This window comes from Simplicispira hankyongi (assembly GCF_003570885.1).
GTDB lineage: Bacteria > Pseudomonadota > Gammaproteobacteria > Burkholderiales > Burkholderiaceae_C > Simplicispira > Simplicispira hankyongi.
Map to the genome: position 1 here is coordinate 669,480 of NZ_QXJC01000003.1, position 22,533 is coordinate 692,012.

Here is a 22,533-nt window from a genome sequence, read left to right on the forward strand (position 1 = left end):
GCCATGAAACCGGGTTACATTGCGACGCATCCCCCTGCCCGCTCCGCTTCCTTCACCATGCTCGACCGCATCACCGCATCCCTCTCCTCGCTGGCGCCTGCCGAGCAGCGCGTGGGCCGCTTGGTGCTGCTCGACCCACGCGCCTTCGCCCGCCTGCCGGTGCGCGAACTGGCCGAGCGCGCGCAGGTCAGCAAACCCACGGTGGTGCGCTTTTGCCGCAGCATGGGCTACGACGGCCTGGCCGACTTCAAGCTCAAGCTCGCCGGCAGCGTGAGCGAGGGCGTGCCCTTCATCCACCGCAGCGTGGACCTGGACGACAAGACGGGCGACGTGCTGGTCAAGGTGGTGGACAACGCCGTGGCCGCCTTTCTGCAGTACCGCAACGCGGCGAGCACCAGCGCATTGGAGCGTGCGGCGGTAGCACTGGCGGACACCTGGCGCCAGCGCGGGCGCATTGAATTCCACGGTGCCGGCAATTCGGGCATCGTCGCGCAGGACGCGCAGCACAAGTTCTTCCGCCTGGGCGTGACATCGCTCGCCACCAGCGACGGCCATATCCAGGTGATGAGCGCGACGCTGCTGGGCAAGGGCGATTGCCTGGTCATCATCTCGAACTCGGGCCGCACGCGCGACCTGATGGACGCGGCGGACATCGCACGGCGCAATGGCGCGACGACGATTGCCATCACGTCGAGTGGCTCCCCGCTGGCCGGCGCCTGCCACATCCACCTCGCCGCCGACCACCCCGAGGGCTACGACCGCTACAGCCCCATGGTCTCGCGCCTGCTGCACTTGCTCATCATCGACGTGCTGGCCACCTGCGTGGCGCTGCGCATCGGCAGCTCGCTGCAACCCGTGCTGCAGCAGATGAAGGACAACCTGCGGGCGAAACGATATACGTGATCCCCCCTATGTCGCTTCGCTCCTTCCCCCCAAAGGGGGGACGCCACCAGCGCGGCGGGGCGGCCCTTGCGCGGTGGCCGCTGGTATGGGCCGCGCCAGTTGCGACGACCTGACGCACGCCGCAGCCTACCGCCCATAGGAGGAGGTGAAACTGGCCTTGGCCAAGGAGTTGGCGTTCACCATGAATCCCGCCAACGCCGCCGAGGCATCGTCGGGAATGTCGAGACTGTCCACGCCCAGGGCATGCACGGTGAAGACATAGCGGTGCGGCTTGTCGCCGGGTGGCGGGCACAGGCCACCCCAGGCAAAGGCGCCGTAGTCGTTGCGAATCTGCCGCGCGCCCTGCGGCAGGCTGACACCGCCCTTGGCGCCTGCATTCGGTGCCAGCGCGGCCGTGTCCGCCGGAAGGTCGATCACAAACCAGTGCCACCACCCCGAACCGCTGGGGGCGTCCGGGTCATAGACCGTGAGGGCGAAGCTTTTGGTGCCTTCGGGCGCGCCGCTCCAGTACAGCGCGGGCGATTCGTTGCGGCCCGAGCAGCCAAAGCCGTCAAACTCAAAATGCGCGGGAACGCTGCCGCCGGCGGGAATGTCGGGGCTGCTGAGGGTGAAGTGGCCCATGTCTGTCTCCTGTTCCGATCAAAACGTTGACAGTGGGTTGTAGCAGACGGGTGCGTTCGTGTCGCGCGCAACAGCCTCAGCCCAGCCAAAAAATAGTAGCAAAAATGGCCTCTAGCGCTTTATGGGTAAGCGCTACCAGCTATCTATACAGGAGCAAATTCGCGCTCTGACGCTCTCTCAGATCCGCCCCTCTTCCACGGCATGGCAGGCGATGCGGATGCCGCCCAGACTCAGCAGGGCCGGCCGCTCGCTGCGGCAGCGATCGTTGGCGTGCGGGCAGCGCGGGTTGAAGGCGCAGCCCGGCGGCGGCGCGAGCGGGTTGGGCACTTCGCCCTGCACCGGGGTGCGCGCGCGGCCGGTGTCGTGCATCTTGGGGATGGCGTCGAGCAGCATGCGCGTGTAAGGGTGGCGCGGCTCGGCAAACAGGCTCGCCTTGTCTGCCAGCTCGACCAGGCGCCCCAGGTACATCACGCCCACGGCGTCGCTCACATGCCGCACCACGGCCAGGTTGTGGCTGATGAAGAGGTAGGTCAGGCCGAGGCGCTGCTGCAAGTCCTTCATGATGTTGAGCACCTGCGCCTGCACCGACACGTCAAGCGCCGAGGTGGGCTCGTCGCAGACCAGAAATTCGGGTTCGGTCGCCAGCGCCCGGGCAATCGATACGCGCTGGCGCTGCCCGCCCGAGAACTGGTGCGGAAACTTGGCCATGTCGAGCGGCGACAGGCCTACGGATTCGAGCAGCACGCCAATGCGCTCACGCAGATCCACCTTGCCGCTCGCCATGCCATGCTCGCGCAGCGGCTCGCCCACGATGTCCTCCACCCGCCAGCGCGGGTTCAGGCTGGCGTACGGGTCCTGGAAAATCATCTGGATGCGGCGGCGCAGCGCCTGCGATTGCGCACCCAAAAAACCGGCGTGCGCATCCTGGCCATCGAACTGGAAGCTTCCGCGCGACGGCTGGTACAGCCCCACCAGCAGGCGCGCAACCGTGCTCTTGCCGCAACCCGATTCCCCCACCAGCGCCAGCGTCTGGCCACGCCCGATCTCGAAACTCACGCCATCGACGGCATGCAGGAGCGTGCGGGGTCGCCGCTCGATGACGCGGTTGAGCCAGGGCGCGGAGACGTCAAAGGTCTTGGCGAGGTCGCTGGCCTGCACCAGCGGTGCGGTGCGCAAGGCGCTCATGCACCCTCCCTGGCATGCAGCCAGCAGGCCGCGCGCGTGGCCCCTGCGTCGAGCAGGTCGGGACGCTCGGCACGGCAGCGCGCAAACACTTCGGGGCAGCGCGGGTGGTAGGCGCATCCGGGCGGAATGGCGTTCAGCCGGGGCATGGCGCCGTCGATCTGGTGCAAACGCTCCCGGTCCTGGGCCATGTCGGGGATGGCCGCCATGAGCCCTGCCGTGTAGGGGTGCGCAGGGTGGTTGATGAGCGCGTGCACCGGGCCGATTTCCGCCACGCGCCCGGCGTAGAGCACGGCCACTCGGTCGCAGGTTTCGGCGATCACCCCCATATCGTGGGTGATCAACATGACGGCCGCGCCGCGCGAGGCGCAAACGCTTTTGAGCAACTGGATGATCTGCGCCTGGATGGAGACATCGAGTGCCGTGGTCGGCTCGTCGGCAACGATCAGCCGTGGCTCGGCAGCCAGCGCCAGCGCAATCACCACCCGCTGGCGCATGCCGCCGGAGAACTGGTGCGGGTAGTGCTCAATGCGCTGTTCAGGCGCGGGAATGCCGGTGTCGGCCAGCAGCTCGATGGCCCGCTCGCGCGCCTGCGCGCGGGTCATTGGCAAATGCGTGAGGATGGTTTCCGTGAGCTGGCGCCCGACGGTGTAGAGCGGGTTCAGCGAGGTGAGCGGGTCCTGGAAGATCGCGCCGACGTGGCGGCCACGCACGTGGCGCATCTCCTGGGGTGGAAGTTGGTCGATGCGCCGGCCTTCGAGCCAGATCTCGCCCGAGGCGATGCGCCCTGGTGGCTCCAAAAGACCAATGATGGCAGCACCGGTCAGCGACTTGCCAGCACCCGATTCGCCCACCACACCCAGAATTTCTCCCGGCTCGATGGCGAACGAGATGCCGTCGAGCGCCCGCAACGTGCCACGCCGGTGCGGGAATTCGACCACCAGGTCTTTGACTTCAAGCAGGGGCATTTGCGTAGTCTGTTGCGCTATGGAAGCCCCGCAGCGCAAAACACCGGCGCAGCCCACACCAGCAGCAGCCGCGCAAGGGCCGCCCCGCCGCGCTGGCTGCGCCCCCCTTGGGGGGATGGAGCGAAGCGACACAGGGGGTTTCATTGAAACCGCGCAAGGGCCGCCCCGCCGCGCTGGCTGTGTCCCCCCTTGGGGGGGATGGAGCGAAGCGACACAGGGGGGTCATTGCAACCTTGGGTTGAGTGCATCGCGCAGCCAGTCGCCCAGCAGGTTCACCGACAGCGCAATCAGCACCAGCATGAGGCCGGGGAAGACGGTGATCCACCATTCGCCGGAGAAAAGGTAGTCGTTGCCCACGCGAATCAAGGTGCCCAGCGACGGCGAGGTCACGGGCGCCCCGACACCCAGGAACGACAGTGTTGCCTCGGTAATGATGGCGGTGGCGACCTGGATGGTGGCCAGCACCATCACCGGACCCATGACGTTGGGCAGCACATGCCGGCGCATGATGCGCAGCGGCGGCACACCGGTGACACGCGCCGCCTGCACGTATTCCTTGCTGCGTTCGACCAGCGTGGAGCCACGCACGGTGCGTGCGTACTGCACCCAGCCGGTCAGCGAAATCGACAGGATGAGCACACCAAAGGCGAGTGACTCGTCTGCATCCGGAAACATCGCCCGCCCAACCCCGGCGATCAGCAGCGCTACCAGAATGGCCGGAAACGAGAGCATCACATCGCACAAGCGCATCAGCAGGCCGTCAACCCAGCCGCCTAGGTAGCCCGCGACCAGCCCCAGCGTCACGCCGACCAGCACCGACAACACCACCGAGGCAACACCGACGATGAGTGAGATACGCGCGCCGTACATGACCGCGGACAGGATATCCCGGCCCTGGTCGTCCGTGCCCAACAGGTATTTGCGCGAGCCGAGCTCGCTCCAGGCGGGCGGCAGGCGCGAATCACCCAGCTCCAGGCTCGCAAGATCAAACGGGTTGTGCGGCGCGATCTGTCCAGCAAACAGCGAGGCCAGCACACAGACGAGTACCACCACCGCTGCCGCCATGGCAACCGGCGAGCTGCGCAGGCTGTGCGCCAGGTCGCTGTCCCAGGCGCGCCGCACGATGGCCCTCATGCGCAGGCCATCCTTGTGGCGTGTCGGGGGCTCACTTTTCGATGCTCATCCATTTGAACGGCATGAAGTTGTCGGCCAATTGCACGAGCTTGACCTTCTTGCTGACGCCCCATGCCAGCGCCTGCTGGTGCAGCGGCAGGTGGCCAATGTCGGCGGTATGCAGGGCAAAGGCTTCCTTGATCATGGCGTTGCGCTTGGTCTTGTCGGTTTCGACCTGGATTTTGTGCGCCAGTTCGTCCACCTTGGGGTTGCAATAGGCACCCAGGTTGAATTGCCCCGCGCCGTTCTCGTCCACACAGACCATCAAGGCATTGAGAGCGTTGAGCGCGTCGTAGGTCGTGGGCGTCCAGCCCAGCATGTAGAAACTGGTGTCCCTACGCAGCACCTTGGGAAAGTAGGTCCCCTTGGTTTCAGCCAGCAGCTTGATCTTGACATTGATGCGCGCCAGATTCGCCGCCACCGCCTGGCAGATTTTGCTGTCGTTCACGTAGCGGTCATTCGGACAGTTCATGGAGACCTCGAAGCCGTCGGGATAGCCGGCTTCGGCCATCAGTTTCTTGGCGGCGTCGGGGTCGTAGGGCAGACGCTTGACACTGGGGTCGAACCCATTGATACCGGGGCCGACCATCAAGGCCGACGGGTTGGATGCGCCCCGCATCACGTTCTTCTTGATGCCGTCAATGTCAATCGCCTGGTAGAACGCCTGGCGCACGCGCTTGTCCTTGAACGGATTCTTGCCCTTGACGCTGGAATACAGCAGTTCATCGCGCTTCTGGTCCATGCCGAGGAAGACGGTGCGAAGCTCGGGGCCTGTGACGGCGCGTGTGCCTGGGTTGCGGTTGACGCGCTCGATGTCCTGTACGGGAATCGGCTCCATCACATCCACTTCGCCCGACAGCAGCGCGGCGACGCGCGTGGAATCGTTCCCAATGGGCGTAAAGATGATTTCCTGGGCGTTGCCCTCAATCTTGCCCCAATAAGTACCGTTGCGCGTGAACACGGTGCGCACACCGGGCTGGCGCTCGCGCAGGCGGAATGGCCCGGTGCCGTTGGCGCGGAAAGAGGCTGCGTTTTCGATCCCCTTGCGGCGATCCACCGGCTTGACCGCCTGGTTGTCCTCACACCATTTTTTGCTCATGATGTAAGAGGTCGTAATCACATCCGGCAGGATCGGCTGGGGCGCGAACGTCTCTATGTCCACCGTGTGGTCGTCAACCTTGCGCACTTCTTTGACGTCGCTATTCGTGGCTTTCATGTCCGAGCCCTCGCCCTTCATGCGGGCGAAGCTGAACACCACGTCGTCGGCGGTGAAGGGCGTGCCGTCGTGGAACTGCACACCCTTGCGCAGTTCAAAACGCCAGACCGTGGGCGCCGTCTGCTTCCAGGCCGTGGCCAGTGCCGGTGCAAGGCTGAGATCCTTGTTGCGGCCGACCAGCGGTTCGTAGACGTTGCTGTCCGTGCTCAGTTGCAGCGACTCATTGAGCGAATGCGGGTCCATGGAGAGCGCGTCTCCCTGGTTGGCGATGCGGATGGTTTGCGCCTGTCCCACCAGCGTGGCGGCAGACAGGGCAGCGAACAGGGCAGTGGCAACCAGTTGTCTCGTCTTTTTCATTTAGGTCTCCTGGGGTGAAAGAGGGAGGGCGTCCTCATGCAACAGGCAAGGGCATGGCGCGCTCGATCAGGCTAGCGTGCAAGGCGGCGCCCAGCGACAGGATATCGTCGTTGAAGTCGTAGCGGTTGTTGTGCAGTGCGACACCGCTCGCCCCCATACCCTGACCAATGCGCAGATAGGCGCCAGGCTTGGTCTGGAGCATGAAGGAAAAATCCTCGGCACCCATGCTGGGCTCGAGGTCGCGCACCACGTTTTCCGCGCCCAGCAGGGCCACGGCCACATCACCAGCAAACTGCGCCTCGGCTTCGGAGTTGATGGTGGCAGGGTAAATGCGCTGGTAATCCAGTGCAATCGTGGCACTGAACGCCAGCCCTACAGCACTGCACAGCTCGTGCAGGCGTCTTTCAACCAAGGCTTGCACTTCGTGGTCGAATGTGCGCACCGTGCCCACCAGCGTCGCGCTTCCGGGCAACACGCTGAAAGCGGCAAGGTCGCCCGCCTGCATCGCGCACAGGCTTACGACAGCACTGTCGATGGGCCGCACGTTGCGCGAGACGATACTTTGCACGGCGGTGATCAGATGCGCGGCCACCAGCACCACGTCCACTGTCTGGTAGGGATGCGCCCCATGGCCACCGCGTCCGGTGATGTGAATGGTGATGCGATCGGCCGCTGCCATCATCGCCCCGTCATTCAGGCCCACGGTGCCCGGCTTCATTGCCGGCCAGTTGTGCATGGCGTAGATGGACTGCACAGGAAACCGATCGAACAATCCGTCTTCCATCATCACGCGCGCACCAGCCATGCCTTCTTCGCCCGGCTGAAAGATCAGGACCGCCGTGCCATCGAAATCGCGCGTCGCGGCCAGGTAACGCGCCGCGCCGACCAGCATGGCGGTATGGCCGTCGTGGCCGCAGCCATGCATCAGGCCCTGTTTGCAGGACTTCCAGGTGAAGTCGTTGTGCTCCGTCATCGGCAGGGCATCCATGTCGGCCCGCAGCCCCACCATGGCGCCGCTCGCCGTGCTGCGCCCGTGCACCACGGCAACGATGCCTGTGCGACCAATGCCATCGTGAATCTCGTCCACGCCGCAGACCTTGAGCGCTTCCTTGACGCGCGAACCGGTATACACCTCTTCAAAACCCAGTTCGGGATGTGCATGCAAATCGCGGCGCAGCGCGGTCAGTTCGGGGTGAAACTGCGCAATCTGTGCAAACGCGCGGCCGCCCGCCTTGAGGCGGTGAGAAGACAACATCAGCGAGCTCCCAAGCCCCCAGCACGCAGGCGGGGGTCAACAACAAAATACAGCAGATCAACCACCAGATTGATCACCACGAAAATCAAGGCGATCAGACACAGATAGGCCGCCATCACGGGAATGTCGGCAAACGTGACGGCCTGGATGAACAGCAGGCCCATGCCAGGCCACTGAAACACGGTTTCCGTGATGATGGCAAAAGCAATGAGGCCACCGAGCTGCAGCCCGGTGATGGTCATCACCGGTACCAAGGTATTTTTGAGCGCGTGGCCGAAATGAATCGCGCGGTCCGACAGGCCCCGCGCCCGGGCAAACTTGATGTAGTCGGTCCGCAGCACTTCCAGCATTTCGGCACGCACCAGCCGCATGATGAGCGTGAGCTGGAAAATCGCCAGGGTGATCGCGGGCAACACGATGTGGTGCCAGCCGTCACGCGTCAGCAAACCGCTGCTCCACCAGCCCAGTTGGACCACGTTGCCGCGGCCAAAGCTGGGGAACCAGCCTAGCAGCACCGAAAACACCAGAATCAGCAAAATGCCGATCAGAAAGGTAGGCAGCGACACCCCCAGCAGAGACAGCCCCATGAACACCTGGCTGAGAAAGCTGCCGCGCCGCAGCGCCGCATAGACGCCCATGGGCACCCCTGCCACCAAGGCCAGGACGGCAGCGACCAACGACAGCTCCAAGGTGGCCGGAAAGCGCTCGGCGATCAGCCGTGAGACCTTGGCGCCCTGGCGCAGGCTCAAGCCAAACTCCCCCTGGGCGGCGTGCACCAGAAAATGCCAGAACTGCACAAAAAAAGGCCTGTCCAAGCCGAGTGAGGCGCGCAACTCGCGAATCTGGTCCGGCTTGGCGTCCTGCCCCAGCAGGAACACCACCGGGTCGCCCACGTACTGGAACAGCAAAAAAGAAATGAAGGCCACCGCGACCAGTACGACCACGGCCTGCATCAGACGGCGAAAAATGAAGGCCAACATTCCCGCGTCAAGCTCCTGCCGCCATGGCGCCGTCTGTCACACCTCTGCGATGGAGGCCCACTGACCCACTAGGCCCGCTGCAAAGGATCTGCGTCATGCCGTCAGGATAGCGAGGTTTCCGTGGCTTGCCGTGCTTTGCCTGGGTGGCGTCGGGTCAAAACAACGTAGCAGACATTGGTCGATTCCATCGGCAAGAGCACGCCCATGCTGGGCGCACATAAAAAAAGCCGCAAACCCGAAGGTTTGCGGCTTTGATTCTTGCGATGCAAAGCTGGCTCACGCCAGCGCGTCATCAGAAGTTGTGGCGAACGCCCAGGCCAAAGGTGTTCTTGGCGCCGGTCTTGTAGTTGCCGGCATCATCAGCACCATCTTTGTAGTAGGTTGCGTACGTGAAGGTGCGCTTGGACAGAGCGTACTTGGCTTCCAGCAGAACGTCGGTGTTCTTGAAGCCGCTGTTGGTTTGGCGAGCGATGTCCAGCGTCAGAGCCACAGGGCCGACAGGAACCGTGCCACCCAGGGTGAAGCCCTTGGCATTGATTTGCTTGTCGTCCTGGAGCGAGCCGGCCAACTTGAACATACCGAAGTCATACGAACCACCCAGAGCTACGTTGCTCTTCAGGGTGTTGGTCTTGTTGTACGACAGAGCAGCAGCGATCGGGCCGTTCGCGTAGATCAGGTTCAGGTCGGTCTTGGCATTGCCGCTGTTGTCAGGCTTTGCGGTGTAACCGATCGTGCCGCTGAAACCGCCCATGTTGGGGGTGGTGTACTGGAACACGCTGTTGGTACGTGGGCCTTCACCCGTGAAGCCGAACTGGTTGCCCACTACCGAGTAGTTGGCCGTGCCAGTCAGTTCCCAAGCAGCCACGCCGTAGAAGCTGGGGTTCAGCGTACGGCCCATTTGGAAGCGGCCAAAGCCACCCGACAGAGCCAGCCATGCAGCACGTTGGTAGGTAGCAGCATCGGTAGCGCCGGATTCAGCGTTGATGCCTTGTTCGAAGTTGAAGGAAGCCTTCAGGCCACCGCCCAGATCTTCAACGCCGCGCACGCCCAGACGGCTGTTGCCGTTGTTCATCAGGCCGTTGCCGCTCATTTGAGCCGACACGCCGCTGGCCTTAGCCAAAGACAAATCAGCCACGCCGTACATGGTGACCGAAGACTGAGCCATGGCGGCGCCGGAAGCAGCCAGCACGGCCAGGGCAATCAGGGATTTTTTCATTGCGAGTTACTCCAAGGTTAAACATAGGGCGCCGGTACGGGGGGTCTTGGGTGTTGTGGCACCTGCACAGTCCCGCCGGTTCCCCGGGCCAACCTCCTGGTGGGGAAGTTGCTGCTATTGCACCAGAGGCGGGCAGGTTTCGCAAAGGAATTCACGGTCCAACAGCCGCAAAGTGGCAATTCGTTGTCCTGCTGCAACAGCCTGCGTCCAGACACCACCATCGGCACCAGAAGGACCAAGTTGAGCGCACAAGTTCCCATTATTTTGTATCTATACGCAAAGAATGTGCCAAATCACCCTCTATGGGGCGAGGGCCGGCAATCTCCAGCCGCCCCCGGTTCCGGTTCCGCCGCTCTGCCCTCAGCCCTCAGCCCTCCAACACTTCAAAACTGGTGGTGATCTGCGCCGTCTTGCCCAGCATGATGCTGGCCGAGCAGTATTTTTCGTGGCTGAGCGCAATGGCGCGCTCCACGGCGGTGTCTGGCAGGTCTTTGCCCGACACCGTGAAATGCATGTGAATACGGGTGAACACCTTGGGATCGGCTGCGGCTCGCTCGGTTGTGAGGTGCACGCTGCAGCCGCGCACATCGTGGCGGCCTCGGCGCAGGATCAGCACCACGTCGTAGGCGGTGCAGCCTCCAGTGCCTGCCAGCACGGTCTCCATCGGGCGCGGCGCGAGGTTCTGACCACCCATTTCCGGCTTGACCGTGTCGGGCGCGCCATCCATGGCAATCACGTGCCCGCTGCCGGTTTCGGCGACAAACCCCATACCCGAACGGGTGCCTGCGGCCCCCGTCCAACTGACTGTGCATTCCATCGGTGTCCTTGTGCGCATGTGCTTTGGAGGCAACATTCTAAAAAATTCGCAGGCTACTTGCTGCATTGCAACAAGCAAAGCGCTACACTGCAACCATGCGAGGCACCGCAGACAGCAATCCTGTCACAGCGCCTGGCACCGTTTGTCTCCTCCATCTCCTCAAAACGGATGGATTAAGCCCCCGGCTTTGCGGCCAGGGGCTTTTTTTTGCCTGTCGCTCCGGCCGGCTGCTTGGAGTGGCGCCTATGATGACCGCCCCGCGTCGGCATTGGCCGCGCCGGGTCACTTGCAGCGCGACATGATCGATCCTCTTACGCCCCACGATTACCTCACCAGAATTCTGAACGCACGCGTCTATGACGTGGCCATCGAATCCAACCTGGATCTGGCGCGCGCGCTCAGCCAGCGGCTGCACAACAAGGTGCTGCTCAAGCGCGAGGACCAGCAGCCGGTGTTCAGCTTCAAGCTGCGCGGTGCCTACAACAAGATGGCGCACCTCTCGCCCGAGGATCTGCAGCGCGGCGTGATTTGCGCCTCCGCCGGCAACCACGCCCAGGGCGTGGCCATGAGCGCGCACAAGCTGGGCACGCGCGCCGTGATCGTCATGCCCACCACCACGCCCGAGGTGAAGATCGATGCCGTGCGCGCCCTGGGCGGCGAAGTGGTGCTGCATGGCGACAGCTATTCCGACGCCTACGACCACGCTGCGGCACTGCAGCGCGACCAGGGACTGACATTCGTCCACCCGTTTGACGACCCGGACGTGATTGCCGGCCAGGGTACGGTGGCCATGGAAATCCTGCGCCAGGTGCAAAAACTCGGCACCCAGCGACTGGATGCGGTGTTTGTCGCTATCGGCGGCGGCGGCTTGATTAGCGGCGTGGCGAACTACATCAAGGCCGTGCGGCCGGACGTCAAAGTCATTGGCGTGCAGATGAACGACTCGGACGCCATGATGCAGTCGGTGGCGGCGGGCAAGCGCATCACTCTGCCCGACGTCGGGCTGTTCTCGGATGGCACGGCCGTCAAGCTCGTCGGCGAGGAGACCTTCCGCATTGCACGCGGCTTGGTGGACGAGTTCATGACCGTGGACACCGATGCGGTCTGCGCCGCCATCAAGGATGTGTTCGTTGATACCCGCAGCATCGTGGAGCCCGCCGGCGCGCTGGCTGTAGCCGCCATCAAGCAGTATGTGGCAAGCCACAAGACCCGCGGCGAAACCTACGCCGCCATTCTGTGCGGCGCCAACATGAACTTCGACCGCCTGCGCTTTGTCGCCGAGCGCGCCGAGGTGGGCGAGGAGCGCGAGGCCCTGCTGGCCGTCACCATCCCCGAAGCGCGCGGGAGCTTCCGGCGTTTTTGCGAGGTGATTGGCGAACTGCCTGGCGGGCCGCGCAACGTCACCGAGTTCAACTACCGCATCAGCGATGCGGCGCGCGCCCATGTGTTCGTCGGCATTGCGACCCACGGACGGGGCGAGTCGGCGAAGCTGGCGAAGAGCTTCGCTCGCCATGGTTTTGAAGCGCTGGATTTGACGCACGACGAATTGGCCAAGGAGCATTTGCGCCATCTGGTCGGGGGCCACTCCGCCCTGGCGCAAGACGAGCGGCTGCTGCGCTTCGTCTTCCCCGAGCGGCCCGGCGCGCTGCTGAAGTTCCTGAGCCTGATGCAGCCGAGCTGGAACATCTCGCTGTTCCACTACCGCAACCAGGGCGCCGACTACGGCCGCATTCTGGTGGGTTTGCAAGTGCCGGCCAGCGATGCGCAGGCGTTCGAGGCATTCCTGGCTACCTTGGGATACCCCTACGTGGAAGAAACGCTCAACCCGGCCTACCGCCTGTTCCTGCAGTCGGGCCACGGTGGCAACTGAAACTTCGAATCAAATGGGCTTCTTCCGCATATCCCACAAGCGCGAGCAGCTATGAATTCTGAAGAACGGGCGCAGCAGGCACTGCGCCACTACCTGCTGGCGCTGCAGTTTTTCACCCGCATTCCGGTCACCGGCCGGCTGGCGGCGTGGGTGGGGTTCAGCCCGGAGATGCTGCGCGCCTCCAGCGCCCATTTCCCAGGCGTCGGCTGGGTCGTCGGCGCCTGCGCCTGCACCGTCTATGCCCTGCTCTACCTGGGGCTCAGCGCCGCGCCCGCCACGCCCTGGGTGGCCGCGGCGCTGAGCACGGCCGCCACCGTGCTGCTCACCGGGGGCTTTCATGAAGACGGCCTGGCCGATGTGGCGGATGGTCTCGGCGGCAGCCAGGAGCGTGAGCGCGCACTCGACATCATGAAAGATTCGCGCATCGGTGCTTTCGGCGCCATGGCGCTCGTCTTGGCGCTGCTGGCCAAAACGGGCTTGCTGGCCTTGCTCGGCCAACGCGGCCTCTCGCCTGCGCTGGCGGCGCTGGCCGGCGCCCATGTGGTTTCCCGATTTTTCCCGCTGCTGCTGGTGCGGGGGCTGCCCTACATCGGCGACAGCGCGCGATCCAAAGCGAAACCGCTGGCAGACAGCATCACCCTTGTGCAACTCACGGTAGCCATGGCCTGGTGCGTGGCTCCGCTAATCGTCATCGCCCTTGGCGAAGGGGTGCTGTTCGTGCTCCTGGCGCTGCTGCTCAGCGGTGCCTGCACCGCTTTGCTGACACGCTGGTTTTTGCTGCGGCTGCAGGGCTTTACGGGCGACTGCCTGGGCGCCGTACAGCAAGTGGCCGAAATTGCGTTTTATCTCGGTGCGGCACTGGCCCTGGGCCCCGTGGGGCTCAGGACGGGCGGCTGAACGTGCCCCAATTGTGGCTGGTGCGCCATGCGCCAGTGCTGGCGCCGCCGGGCATCTGCTACGGCCAACTCGATCTGCCGGTCGAGCTGGAAGCGACGGCGCGCTGCGCCGAACGGCTGGCAAGCGCGCTGCCACGCACATTGCTGCACAGATCGGTACTGCGACATTCGACGCTACGAAGATGTGAGCTGCTTGCGCAAGCAGCATATGCGCTAAGGCCTGATTTCACCCTTAAATCTGACGCCCGCCTGCGCGAACTGAATTTTGGCGCCTGGGAAGGGCTGGCCTGGGCAACGCTGCCGCGCGCCGAGCTCGACACCTGGGCGGCCCAGCTTGCGACCTATGCGCCTGGCGGTGGCGAGCGGCTCATCGACATGCTGGCGCGCGTCGGCGCAGCCTTGCAAGAAGACAGCACCATGGCCAGCGAGACGGGGAGCGACGTGGTGTGGATCGCGCACGCCGGCGTGGCACGCTGCGTGCAGTGGCTACTGGGCGAGCGTGCGCAAAGGGGCAATCCGCCCTGCTCTGCCCACTGGCCGGTGCACGCGCCTGCGCCGGGTGCCTGGGCGCTGTACCCGCTCCCGTTCAGCCCAAGCGCAGCGGTGCACCGCCCTCAGGAAGCGCATACCCGTCCGGCGCAGGGTGCTGCACAGGAGCAGACGCCATCGGCACCGATGGCGCCCCCTGGCCCAGTTTGAACTGCGCTGCCGCGCGCGAGAGCGCAGCCGCCTGCTCGCGCAGCGACTGCGCAGCAGCGGCCGATTGTTCGACCAGCGCCGCGTTCTGCTGCGTCATCTGGTCCAGATGGCGCACGGCCTGGCCGATCTGCTCGATGTTGTCGCGCTCTTCGGCGGCCGACGCACTGATCTCGCTAATGACATCCGAGACACGGCGCACGCTGCCAACGATCTCGGTCATGGTCTGGCCGGCCTGGCCCACGAGGCGCGCGCCATCTTCCACACGCTCGACCGAGGCGCCGATAAGCGACTTGATTTCCTTGGCCGCGTCGGCGCTGCGGCCCGCGAGGCTGCGCACTTCGCTGGCCACCACGGCAAAGCCGCGCCCCTGTTCCCCGGCCCGCGCCGCTTCGACGGCAGCATTGAGCGCCAGAATATTGGTCTGAAAAGCAATGCCGTCGATGACACCGGTGATGTCGGCGATCTTGCGCGAGCTGGTGCTGATCTGCTCCATGGTGCTGACCACCTGCCCGACCACTTCGCCGCCCCGGCCCGCCACGGCGCCAGCCTCACCCGCCGAAGCGCTGGCGCTGCGGGACGATTCCGCGTTGTGCTGCACGGTGCCAGTGAGCATGTCCATCGACGCGGCGACCTCCTCCAGGTTGGCTGCTGTCTGCTCGGTGCGCTGGCTCAGGTCGAGGTTGCCGGTGGCGATCTCGGCGCTGGCGGTCGAGATGTTGCCGGCTGCATCCTGCACCTGGCGCACCAGCGTGCGCAAGGACTCCTGCATGCGTCCCATGGTCAGTACCAGTTGGCCCAACTCGTCCAGGCTGCGCGGCGCCTCGTCGTCGGAGAGGTCGCCGGCGGCAATCCGCTCGGCCAGCGCGCGGGCTTGTGCCAGCGAGGCGGTAATGGAGCGCAGCGTGAAAATGGTCAAGGGCAGCACAATGGCCAAGGCCAGCAGCACCGCCACGGCAACAGCAATCGCCAACAGGGAGGCGCGCGCATCGACCGCTGCACGCGCCTCATCCATGCGCGTTCTCGCCTGCGTCGCCAGGCCGGAGAGCAGTTGGTCGCTGATCTCCATGTGGCCCTTGAACTTTTCGGCATACGCCGCGCCCCCCGCACCATCGAGCTGGGCGGCTTCGATTTGTGTGAACACGGGGGAAACGCCCTCGTCATATTGCTTGATTTCGGCAAGCGTTTTGTCGATGGCGCCTGTGAAATCTGCGTCCCCCGCCTTGTGCTCGCGTACCTTGCCCAGTTCGCTGCGCAGCGTATTCATGGATTTGGTCCAGAGTTCGCGCTGGGCGGCTACCTCCACGGCGTTGTTGAAGTTGAGGATGATGTCTTTTTCAACCCGCCGCACATCGCCCAGCGTGGTCCGCAACTCGGAAATATCCGTCAGCGTCTGCACATGCTGGTCAAAGAGCATGGCCACCGTGTCACGCGTGCGTTCCAGCCCCACATAAGCCAAGGCGCCCACCGCTACCAGCAGCAGCAACGAAAAAGCCGTGGCGAAATACAGGCGCGTACGGATAGAGAGCGTTTTGCCGGCAAGTGTGCTCATGAAGCCTCTGGTCTATTTACAACTTTTGACACTTGCAGCATAGCCAAATCTCGCACGGCGCACCTCGGGAAAGACCCTCTTCCCGAAGACGCGCCTGGAAGTCTCTCACTTCATAAGAGTGTCTTATGCGATGGGGGTCATCGGGACGTACAAACGCCCCCCGCCCTGCTGGAACTCCTGCGCTTTCGCCTGCAGGCCGTCGGCCAATGCCTCTGTTTCGCTCAGGCCCTTTTTGGCCGCGAATTCGCGCACTTCCTGGGTGATTTTCATGGAGCAGAACTTCGGCCCGCACATGGAGCAGAAATGCGCCACCTTGGAGGCATCCTTGGGCAGGGTTTCGTCGTGGTATTCCTGCGCCGTCTCGGGGTCGAGGCCGAGATTGAACTGGTCCTGCCAGCGGAAATCAAAGCGCGCCTGGCTCAATGCATCATCACGGGCACGGGCACCGGGGTGGCCCTTGGCGACGTCGGCGGCGTGCGCGGCGATCTTGTAGGCGATGATGCCCTGCTTGACGTCGTCGCGGTCGGGCAGACCCAGGTGCTCCTTGGGCGTCACGTAGCACAGCATGGCGGTGCCCATCCAGCCAATCATGGCGGCGCCGATGGCAGACGCAATGTGGTCGTAGCCGGGCGCGATGTCGATGGTCAGCGGGCCCAGGGTGTAGAACGGCGCTTCGTGGCAGGTCTTGAGCTGCTCGGTCATGTTGGCCTGGATCATGTGCATGGGCACATGGCCAGGGCCTTCGATCATGGTCTGCACGTCGTGCTTCCAGGCCACTTGGGTGAGTTCGCCCAGCGTGTGCAATTCGGCGAACTGGGCTTCGTCATTGGCGTCCGAGGCGCAGCCGGGGCGCAGGCCGTCGCCCAGGCTGAAGGCCACGTCGTAGCTCTTCATGATGTCGCAGATGTCCTCGAAATGCTCGTACAGGAAGCTCTCGCGGTGGTGTGCCATGCACCACTTGGCCATGATGGAGCCGCCACGCGAAACGATGCCGGTGCGCCGCGCTGCCGTGAGGTGGATGTAGGCCAGGCGCACGCCCGCGTGGATGGTGAAATAGTCCACGCCCTGCTCGGCCTGCTCGATCAGGGTGTCGCGGAAGATTTCCCAGGTCAGGTCCTCGGCGATGCCGCCGACCTTTTCGAGCGCCTGGTAGATCGGCACGGTGCCGATGGGCACGGGCGAGTTGCGCACGATCCAGTCGCGCGTGGTGTGGATGTTCTTGCCGGTCGAGAGATCCATCACGTTGTCGGCGCCCCAGCGGATCGCCCAGACGAGTTTTTCGACCTCTTCCTCGATGCTTGAGGTGACGGCGGAGTTGCCGATGTTGGCGTTGATCTTGACCAGGAAATTCCGGCCAATCGCCATCGGCTCCACCTCGGGGTGGTTGATGTTGGCGGGGATGATGGCGCGGCCGCGCGCCACTTCATCGCGCACGAACTCGGGCGTGATGATCTTCGGAATCATGGCGCCCAGGGGGTTGCCGGCCAGGCGCTGCTCGCGAGCGGCGTCCTGCTGGTACTGCGCCATCCATTCGCGCTTGCCGTTTTCGCGCAGCGCCACGTATTCCATCTCGGGCGTCACGATGCCTTTGCGGGCATAGTGCATCTGCGTCACATTGGCGCCGCTCTTGGCGCGCAGCGGCTGGCGCTGCAAGCCTGCGGCCTCAATGCGCAACTGGGCCAGGCGCACCGCGTCTTCGCTCTTGCTGCCGTCGTCCAGCGCCACGGGCGGTCGCCCCTGGTAGCGTTCGGTGTCACCGCGTGCTTCGATCCAGCCGCCGCGAACGCTAGCCAGCCCCTTGCGCACGTCGATCACGGCCTGCGGGTCGGTGTACGGGCCCGAGGTGTCGTACACGCTGACCTGCTCGCCGTTGGTGAGCGCGATGTCCCGCACGGGCACACGCAGCTCGGGGTGCAAGGCGCCAGCAAGGTACTGTTTGCGCGACGCGGGAAAGGGCTCGCGCGCACGTGCCAGCAGGCTGGCGAAAGATTCACGGGCAAGGGGTTCGGGGGCGTTCATGGCAGGTCTCCTACGGTCCGGTGGATGGATGCTCCGGACTGAACCTGCGCCTCCCGCAGAGGTGGTGTGCACCAGGGGGACGGCGTGCAGGCCTTATGGGGACGGCACGCAGACAGGGAGATCGGCTCTTCTTCCGCCGGTATGAACCGGATCAAGTTCGTCGGGTTCGCCAGGGAGCCTGTTGTCAGGCCCCCGGCATCTCAGCGCATCAGCACACCCCGGAGCAGGGGCGAGTGTACTGCCCTACGCATGCCCGTGTGCGCCGGCCTCAGGCAAGGCGGTCGATAAAGAGCACCGCAAAGAAGAACAGGCCAGCGATCACGGTCCATTTGAGGATCACCAGACCAAAGCGCCGGTAACGCAGTTGCCCGGTTGCGGCGTAGAAGGCAAAAAAGACCGCTGCCGTTAGCAGCAGGATAAAAACCAAGGTACGGGCGATGAGCACGCCTGCGGCCTACCAGGCACGCACGGGCTGCGCGAACCCGCGCGGCGCCTGGCGTTCGTCGTCGAAGGTAACGACATCCCAGGCGTCCCGCTGCGCCAGCAGCTCGCGCAGCAGCAGGTTGTTCATGGCATGGCCCGAGCGAAACGCGCTGTAGGCAGCAAGCAGGGGTTTGCCGACCAGGTACAGGTCGCCCATGGCGTCGAGGATCTTGTGTTTCACAAACTCGTCGTCGTAGCGCAAGCCATCGGCATTCAGTACCTTGTAGTCGTCCATGACGATGGCGTTGTCCAGCCCGCCACCGAGCGCCAGGCCGTTCGAGCGCATCATTTCCACGTCACGCGTGAAACCAAAAGTGCGGGCCCGTGCGATGTCGCGGCTGTAGTTGCCCGCACCCAGGTCGAATTCGACCCGCTGCCCCGTGGAATCGACCGCCGGGTGGTCAAAATCAATCTCGAAGCTGAGTTTGAAGCCGTGGTAAGGCGCCAGACGCGCCCATTTGACAGCCGCGCCTGTGCCCTGGCGAACTTCCACGGCTTGCTTCACCCGAATGAAACGTCGTGGCGCCTTTTGCAACTCGATACCGGCGCTTTGCAACAGAAACACAAAGGAAGCCGAGGAGCCATCGAGGATCGGCACCTCTTCTGCCGTGATGTCGATGTAGAGGTTGTCGATGCCCAACCCTGAGCAAGCCGACATCAAATGCTCCACCGTGTGCACCTTGGCCGCGCCCACGCCAATGGTGGAGGCCAGCCGCGTGTCGGTCACCGATTCGGCGGACACGGGGATATCCACCGGTTGCGGCAGATCGATACGGCGGAACACGATGCCGGTGTCGGGCGCAGCGGGCCGCAGCGTCAGTTCGACGCGCTGGCCGCTGTGCAGACCGACGCCAACGGCACGTGTAAGCGCCTTGATGGTGCGTTGCGGGAGCATGCGGGCATTTTAGGTTCGATGGCGCAGTTTTGTTGCACTGCGCCATCGGGACCCGTTTAGTCTGCCTGCTTGCGCAGAAAGGCCGGAATCTCCAGATCGTCCATGCCGCCGGACGACAGTGCATCTACACGCGCCGCAGCGGAATTGCGGTTGGTCCGCCAGACGCTCGGCACGGCCATGTTCCCGTAGTCGGCGCTTCCTGCCTGACCTACGCCCCCCATCGCATTGGCGGGCATCTGGTAGGCGATGTTGTCGGTTCCGGTGCGCAGACCTTGCACCACCGAAATCGGCTGGCGGCGCGCGTTCTGGCGAGCCAGGCCGGTAGCGACCACCGTGACGCGGATGTCTTCGCCCAGGCTCTCGTCGTAAGCGGCGCCGAAAATCACGTGTGCATCGGTCGAGGCATACGCGTTGATGGTGCTCATGGCCAGGCGCGACTCCGCCAGCTTGAGGCTGCCCTTGCTGGCCGTCACCAACACCAGCACACCCTTGGCGCCCGACAGGTCTATGCCTTCGAGCAATGGGCAGGCAATGGCCTGTTCGGCCGCAATGCGCGCGCGGTCCGGACCGCTGGCCGTGGCCGTGCCCATCATGGCCTTGCCGGGTTCGCCCATCACGGTACGCACGTCTTCGAAGTCGACGTTCACCTGGCCGTATTCGTTGATGATCTCGGCGATACCGCCCACGGCATTTTTCAGCACGTCGTTGGCATGGGCAAAGGCTTCTTCCTGCCGAACGTCGTCACCCAGCACGTCGAGCAGCTTTTCATTGAGCACCACGATCAGCGAATCGACGTTGGCTTCGAGTTCTGCAAGGCCGTCATCGGCGTTCTTCATGCGCCGGCCACCTTCCCATTCGAAAGGCTTGGTCACCACGCCGACGGTGAGGATGCCCATCTCCTTGGCGATGCGTGCGATCACGGGTGCGGCGCCCGTTCCCGTGCCCCCGCCCATGCCGGCCGTGATGAACAGCATGTGGGCGCCCGAAATCGCATCGCGGATGTCATCCACCGCGGCTTCGGCGGCGTCGCGTGCCTTCTCGGGCTTGCTGCCCGCACCCAGGCCGCTCTCGCCCAGCTGGATGGCGCGGTGCGCCGAGCTGCGCATCAGGGCCTGTGCGTCGGTGTTGGCACTGATGAACTCCACGCCCTGGACGGCGCGCGCAATCATGTGTTCGACGGCGTTGCTGCCGCCACCGCCGACCCCGATCACCTTGATCTGGGTGCCCTGGTTGAATTCTTCGGTTTCGATCATTTCGATGGGCATGTTGTGACTCCTGGTACTGCTGACGGGTTTTGAATGGGTGGCAAGACAAAAAAACAAATGTGAGGTGGGCGCCATCGCCCGCGATGCCGGCCGGCAGCGCAGCTTCTGCGCCTTCGGGGCGGGGGGTGGGGGCGCAAGCGCAGATTGGGGGTCAACATGGTCAGAAGTTCCCCACGATGAAATCCTTGAAACGGCCGAATGCGGTCTGCACCGATCCCGTCTTTTGCGCCACCTTGAAGCCACGCATGCGTGCCAGGCGCGCCTCTTCGAGCAGGCCCATCACGGTGGCGGCGCGCGGCTGGGCCACCATATCGGAGAGCACGCCGGAGTATTTCGGAATGCCGCGGCGCACAGGCTTCAAGAAAATGTCTTCGCCCAACTCGACCATGCCGGGCATGACCACGCTGCCGCCGGTCAGCACGATGCCCGACGAGAGCACTTCTTCGTAGCCCGATTCGCGCACCACCTGCTGCACCAGGGTGAAAATTTCTTCCACGCGCGGCTCAATCACACCGGCCAGCGCCTGGCGGCTGATCATGCGCGGGCCACGGTCGCCCAGGCCCGGCACCTCGACCTGCGCTTCGGGGTCGGCCAGCAACTGCTTGGCGTAACCGCTTTCCACCTTGATTTCTTCCGCATCCTTGGTGGGCGTGCGCAGCGCCATGGCGATGTCGCTGGTGATCAGATCGCCAGCGATCGGAATGACGGCCGTATGCCGGATGGCGCCGCCGGTGAAAATGGCGATGTCCGTGGTGCCGGCGCCGATGTCCACCACCGCCACGCCCAGCTCGCGCTCGTCGTCGGTCAGCACCGCCTGGCTCGACGCCAGCGGGTTGAGCAGGAGCTGCTCGACTTCCAGTCCGCAGCGGCGCACGCACTTGATGATGTTCTCGGCCGCGCTCTGGGCGCCGGTCACGATATGAATCTTGGCCTCCAGGCGGATGCCGCTCATGCCGATGGGCTCTTTCACGTCTTGCCCGTCGATGACGAATTCCTGCGGCTCGACGAGCAGCAACCGCTGGTCGCTGGAGATATTGATGGCCTTGGCAGTTTCGATTACGCGGGCGACGTCGGCAGGCGTCACTTCCTTGTCTTTCACCGCCACCATGCCGCTGGAATTGAGCCCGCGAATGTGGCTGCCGGTGATGCCGGTGTAGACGCGCTGGATCTTGCAGTCGGCCATCAGCTCGGCCTCGCGCAAAGCCTGCTGGATGCTTTGCACCGTGGCGTCAATGTTGACCACCACGCCGCGCTTGAGCCCGTTGCTCGGTGCCACGCCCAGCCCGGCGAGCCTGAGCGTGCCACCGGGCAGTACCTCGGCCACCACCGCCATGATCTTGGCGGTCCCAATGTCCAGCCCCACCACCACGTCTTTGTATTCTCTTGCCATAGGTCTGATGCCTCTTGTTGTCTAGCGTGCCGCGTGGGCGTTGGTTTGGGCAGTGACGGTGGTCACGCCGCGCAAGCGCACTGCGTAACCACCGATATGGCGCAAGTCTGCGGATTCCAGCGCATCCGCGCGGCGCCCGAACTGGGTGGCCACGCGCGTGAGCGTTTGTGCAAAGCGCTGGGTGCGCGCAATGACTTCGGGGGGCGTGCCACCACCGAGCTCGACCGTGGCGTCCTCGCCCAAGGTCACGCGCCAGCCCCCGCGTACCGAGAGCGCGAGGGCCGTGATATCGAGCCCCAAGGGTTCGAAAATGGGTTCCAGCGCCTGCGCCATGGCGAGCACCTGCGCCGAACTGCCTTGCGGTCCGTCCAGGCGCTGCAAGTCTTCAAGTTCGTCGTCCACACCGTTGGACTCGAACACTTCCCCCTCGGTATTGACCATGGCCGTACCCGATTCGGGCCCCCAGTGGGCCACCGCATGGTGCTCCGTCAGGCGCACGCGCAAGGTGCGAGGAAATTCACGCTGCACCTGCGCGCTGCGCACCCAAGGCACTTGCTCGAAAGCGCGGCGCACGTTCTGCAAATTCATGGTGAAGAAATTGCCGGAAATTTGCGGCGCCACGTTGGCCCGCAGCGTCACCGCGTTGTTGTGCGCCAGTTCGCCCTGCACGACGATGCGCGCAATGGCAAAAGCGGGGTGGCGCAGCGCCCACCACGCGCCGCCCGCCAGCGCAAACAATGCGCAACCGGTGAACAGCAGCGTGGCCGTCAGGTTCATCA

Annotated in this window: 20 protein-coding genes and 1 riboswitch; of the genes, 4 read left to right on the forward strand and 16 right to left on the reverse strand. The window is 64.3% G+C overall.

Annotated features, from left to right (window positions below):
* Positions 1-57 precede the first annotated feature (57 nt).
* Positions 58-903 (forward strand): MurR/RpiR family transcriptional regulator, encoded by an 846-nt coding sequence (locus tag D3F03_RS09800; RefSeq protein WP_119109488.1) that lies wholly within the window; start codon positions 58-60, stop codon positions 901-903.
* A 126-nt stretch (positions 904-1,029) separates the two neighbouring features.
* Here D3F03_RS09800 and D3F03_RS09805 read toward each other — a convergent pair whose 3' ends face one another.
* From D3F03_RS09805 to D3F03_RS09845, 9 genes are all read right to left on the reverse strand, one after another.
* On the reverse strand, positions 1,030-1,524 hold the full coding sequence (locus tag D3F03_RS09805; protein ID WP_119109176.1) for a YbhB/YbcL family Raf kinase inhibitor-like protein: 495 nt from the start codon (positions 1,522-1,524) through the stop codon (positions 1,030-1,032).
* A gap of 177 nt (positions 1,525-1,701) precedes the next feature.
* Positions 1,702-2,709, reverse strand: a complete 1,008-nt coding sequence (locus tag D3F03_RS09810; protein ID WP_119109177.1) for an ABC transporter ATP-binding protein — start codon at positions 2,707-2,709, stop codon at positions 1,702-1,704.
* Complete coding sequence (locus D3F03_RS09815) at positions 2,706-3,674, reverse strand: ABC transporter ATP-binding protein (protein WP_119109178.1); 969 nt, start codon at positions 3,672-3,674, stop codon at positions 2,706-2,708. The genes D3F03_RS09810 and D3F03_RS09815 overlap by 4 nt, the downstream gene beginning before the upstream one ends.
* 222 nt (positions 3,675-3,896) lie before the next feature.
* The gene (locus D3F03_RS09820; RefSeq protein WP_119109179.1) at positions 3,897-4,808 is read right to left on the reverse strand and encodes an ABC transporter permease; all 912 of its coding nucleotides are present in this window, start codon (positions 4,806-4,808) and stop codon (positions 3,897-3,899) included.
* 31 nt (positions 4,809-4,839) lie between these two features.
* Complete coding sequence (locus D3F03_RS09825; RefSeq protein WP_119109180.1) at positions 4,840-6,420, reverse strand: ABC transporter substrate-binding protein; 1,581 nt, start codon at positions 6,418-6,420, stop codon at positions 4,840-4,842.
* Between the two features lie 34 nt (positions 6,421-6,454).
* Complete coding sequence (locus tag D3F03_RS09830) at positions 6,455-7,675, reverse strand: M20 aminoacylase family protein (protein ID WP_119109181.1); 1,221 nt, start codon at positions 7,673-7,675, stop codon at positions 6,455-6,457.
* Positions 7,675-8,655 carry an ABC transporter permease gene (locus D3F03_RS09835; RefSeq protein WP_119109182.1) on the reverse strand — a complete coding sequence of 327 codons (981 nt, stop codon included), beginning with the start codon at positions 8,653-8,655 and terminating at the stop codon, positions 7,675-7,677. Before D3F03_RS09835 ends, D3F03_RS09830 begins: the two co-directional genes overlap by 1 nt.
* Before the next feature lie 292 nt (positions 8,656-8,947).
* A complete protein-coding gene (locus D3F03_RS09840) occupies positions 8,948-9,871 on the reverse strand; it encodes a porin (protein ID WP_119109183.1) in 924 nt (307 codons plus the stop codon).
* 367 nt (positions 9,872-10,238) lie between these two features.
* Complete coding sequence (locus tag D3F03_RS09845) at positions 10,239-10,688, reverse strand: OsmC family protein (protein ID WP_119109184.1); 450 nt, start codon at positions 10,686-10,688, stop codon at positions 10,239-10,241.
* A gap of 298 nt (positions 10,689-10,986) precedes the next feature.
* Here D3F03_RS09845 and ilvA point away from each other — a divergent pair, with 298 nt between their 5' ends.
* Genes ilvA through D3F03_RS09860 form a run of 3 tightly spaced genes read left to right on the forward strand, consistent with a single transcriptional unit; the run spans position 10,987 to position 14,153 of the window.
* Entirely contained in the window at positions 10,987-12,558 is a 1,572-nt protein-coding gene (ilvA, locus tag D3F03_RS09850) for a threonine ammonia-lyase, biosynthetic (RefSeq protein WP_119109185.1), read from the forward strand.
* 51 nt (positions 12,559-12,609) lie between these two features.
* Entirely contained in the window at positions 12,610-13,455 is an 846-nt protein-coding gene (locus D3F03_RS09855; protein WP_119109186.1) for an adenosylcobinamide-GDP ribazoletransferase, read from the forward strand.
* 2 nt (positions 13,456-13,457) lie between these two features.
* Positions 13,458-14,153 carry a histidine phosphatase family protein gene (locus D3F03_RS09860; protein WP_245960565.1) on the forward strand — a complete coding sequence of 232 codons (696 nt, stop codon included), beginning with the start codon at positions 13,458-13,460 and terminating at the stop codon, positions 14,151-14,153.
* Here the strand turns inward: D3F03_RS09860 and D3F03_RS09865 are convergent.
* The 7 genes from D3F03_RS09865 to D3F03_RS09890 all read right to left on the reverse strand — a co-directional run bounded on the left by D3F03_RS09865 (position 14,041) and on the right by D3F03_RS09890 (position 22,531).
* Positions 14,041-15,702 (reverse strand): methyl-accepting chemotaxis protein, encoded by a 1,662-nt coding sequence (locus tag D3F03_RS09865; RefSeq protein WP_119109187.1) that lies wholly within the window; start codon positions 15,700-15,702, stop codon positions 14,041-14,043. The genes D3F03_RS09860 and D3F03_RS09865 overlap by 113 nt on opposite strands.
* Positions 15,703-15,825: 123 nt before the next feature.
* Positions 15,826-17,721, reverse strand: a complete 1,896-nt coding sequence (thiC, locus tag D3F03_RS09870) for a phosphomethylpyrimidine synthase ThiC (protein ID WP_119109188.1) — start codon at positions 17,719-17,721, stop codon at positions 15,826-15,828.
* Positions 17,722-17,832: 111 nt separating this feature from the next.
* Positions 17,833-17,952: riboswitch (TPP riboswitch) on the reverse strand.
* 37 nt (positions 17,953-17,989) lie between these two features.
* Positions 17,990-18,166, reverse strand: coding sequence for a hypothetical protein (locus D3F03_RS17285; RefSeq protein WP_199665437.1), 177 nt, complete (start codon positions 18,164-18,166; stop codon positions 17,990-17,992).
* Between the two features lie 9 nt (positions 18,167-18,175).
* On the reverse strand, positions 18,176-19,099 hold the full coding sequence (lpxC, locus tag D3F03_RS09875) for a UDP-3-O-acyl-N-acetylglucosamine deacetylase (protein WP_119109189.1): 924 nt from the start codon (positions 19,097-19,099) through the stop codon (positions 18,176-18,178).
* Positions 19,100-19,155: 56 nt separating this feature from the next.
* Entirely contained in the window at positions 19,156-20,364 is a 1,209-nt protein-coding gene (gene ftsZ, locus D3F03_RS09880; protein WP_119109190.1) for a cell division protein FtsZ, read from the reverse strand.
* 160 nt (positions 20,365-20,524) lie between these two features.
* Positions 20,525-21,754, reverse strand: a complete 1,230-nt coding sequence (ftsA, locus tag D3F03_RS09885; RefSeq protein ID WP_119109191.1) for a cell division protein FtsA — start codon at positions 21,752-21,754, stop codon at positions 20,525-20,527.
* Positions 21,755-21,775: 21 nt separating this feature from the next.
* On the reverse strand, positions 21,776-22,531 hold the full coding sequence (locus tag D3F03_RS09890; RefSeq protein WP_119109490.1) for a cell division protein FtsQ/DivIB: 756 nt from the start codon (positions 22,529-22,531) through the stop codon (positions 21,776-21,778).
* Positions 22,532-22,533: the final 2 nt, after the last annotated feature.

What these genes read in the sequence shown, in the direction of transcription:
- D3F03_RS09800 (WP_119109488.1), top strand. Translation starts at nt 58, where the DNA reads ATGCTCGACCGCATCACCGCATCCCTCTCCTCGCTGGCGCCTGCCGAG.
- D3F03_RS09805 (WP_119109176.1), bottom strand. Translation starts at nt 1,524, where the DNA reads ATGGGCCACTTCACCCTCAGCAGCCCCGACATTCCCGCCGGCGGCAGC.
- D3F03_RS09810 (WP_119109177.1), bottom strand. Translation starts at nt 2,709, where the DNA reads ATGAGCGCCTTGCGCACCGCACCGCTGGTGCAGGCCAGCGACCTCGCC.
- D3F03_RS09815 (WP_119109178.1), bottom strand. Translation starts at nt 3,674, where the DNA reads ATGCCCCTGCTTGAAGTCAAAGACCTGGTGGTCGAATTCCCGCACCGG.
- D3F03_RS09820 (WP_119109179.1), bottom strand. Translation starts at nt 4,808, where the DNA reads ATGAGGGCCATCGTGCGGCGCGCCTGGGACAGCGACCTGGCGCACAGC.
- D3F03_RS09825 (WP_119109180.1), bottom strand. Translation starts at nt 6,420, where the DNA reads ATGAAAAAGACGAGACAACTGGTTGCCACTGCCCTGTTCGCTGCCCTG.
- D3F03_RS09830 (WP_119109181.1), bottom strand. Translation starts at nt 7,675, where the DNA reads ATGTTGTCTTCTCACCGCCTCAAGGCGGGCGGCCGCGCGTTTGCACAG.
- D3F03_RS09835 (WP_119109182.1), bottom strand. Translation starts at nt 8,655, where the DNA reads ATGTTGGCCTTCATTTTTCGCCGTCTGATGCAGGCCGTGGTCGTACTG.
- D3F03_RS09840 (WP_119109183.1), bottom strand. Translation starts at nt 9,871, where the DNA reads ATGAAAAAATCCCTGATTGCCCTGGCCGTGCTGGCTGCTTCCGGCGCC.
- D3F03_RS09845 (WP_119109184.1), bottom strand. Translation starts at nt 10,688, where the DNA reads ATGGAATGCACAGTCAGTTGGACGGGGGCCGCAGGCACCCGTTCGGGT.
- ilvA (WP_119109185.1), top strand. Translation starts at nt 10,987, where the DNA reads ATGATCGATCCTCTTACGCCCCACGATTACCTCACCAGAATTCTGAAC.
- D3F03_RS09855 (WP_119109186.1), top strand. Translation starts at nt 12,610, where the DNA reads ATGAATTCTGAAGAACGGGCGCAGCAGGCACTGCGCCACTACCTGCTG.
- D3F03_RS09865 (WP_119109187.1), bottom strand. Translation starts at nt 15,702, where the DNA reads ATGAGCACACTTGCCGGCAAAACGCTCTCTATCCGTACGCGCCTGTAT.
- thiC (WP_119109188.1), bottom strand. Translation starts at nt 17,721, where the DNA reads ATGAACGCCCCCGAACCCCTTGCCCGTGAATCTTTCGCCAGCCTGCTG.
- lpxC (WP_119109189.1), bottom strand. Translation starts at nt 19,099, where the DNA reads ATGCTCCCGCAACGCACCATCAAGGCGCTTACACGTGCCGTTGGCGTC.
- ftsZ (WP_119109190.1), bottom strand. Translation starts at nt 20,364, where the DNA reads ATGCCCATCGAAATGATCGAAACCGAAGAATTCAACCAGGGCACCCAG.
- ftsA (WP_119109191.1), bottom strand. Translation starts at nt 21,754, where the DNA reads ATGGCAAGAGAATACAAAGACGTGGTGGTGGGGCTGGACATTGGGACC.
- D3F03_RS09890 (WP_119109490.1), bottom strand. Translation starts at nt 22,531, where the DNA reads ATGAACCTGACGGCCACGCTGCTGTTCACCGGTTGCGCATTGTTTGCG.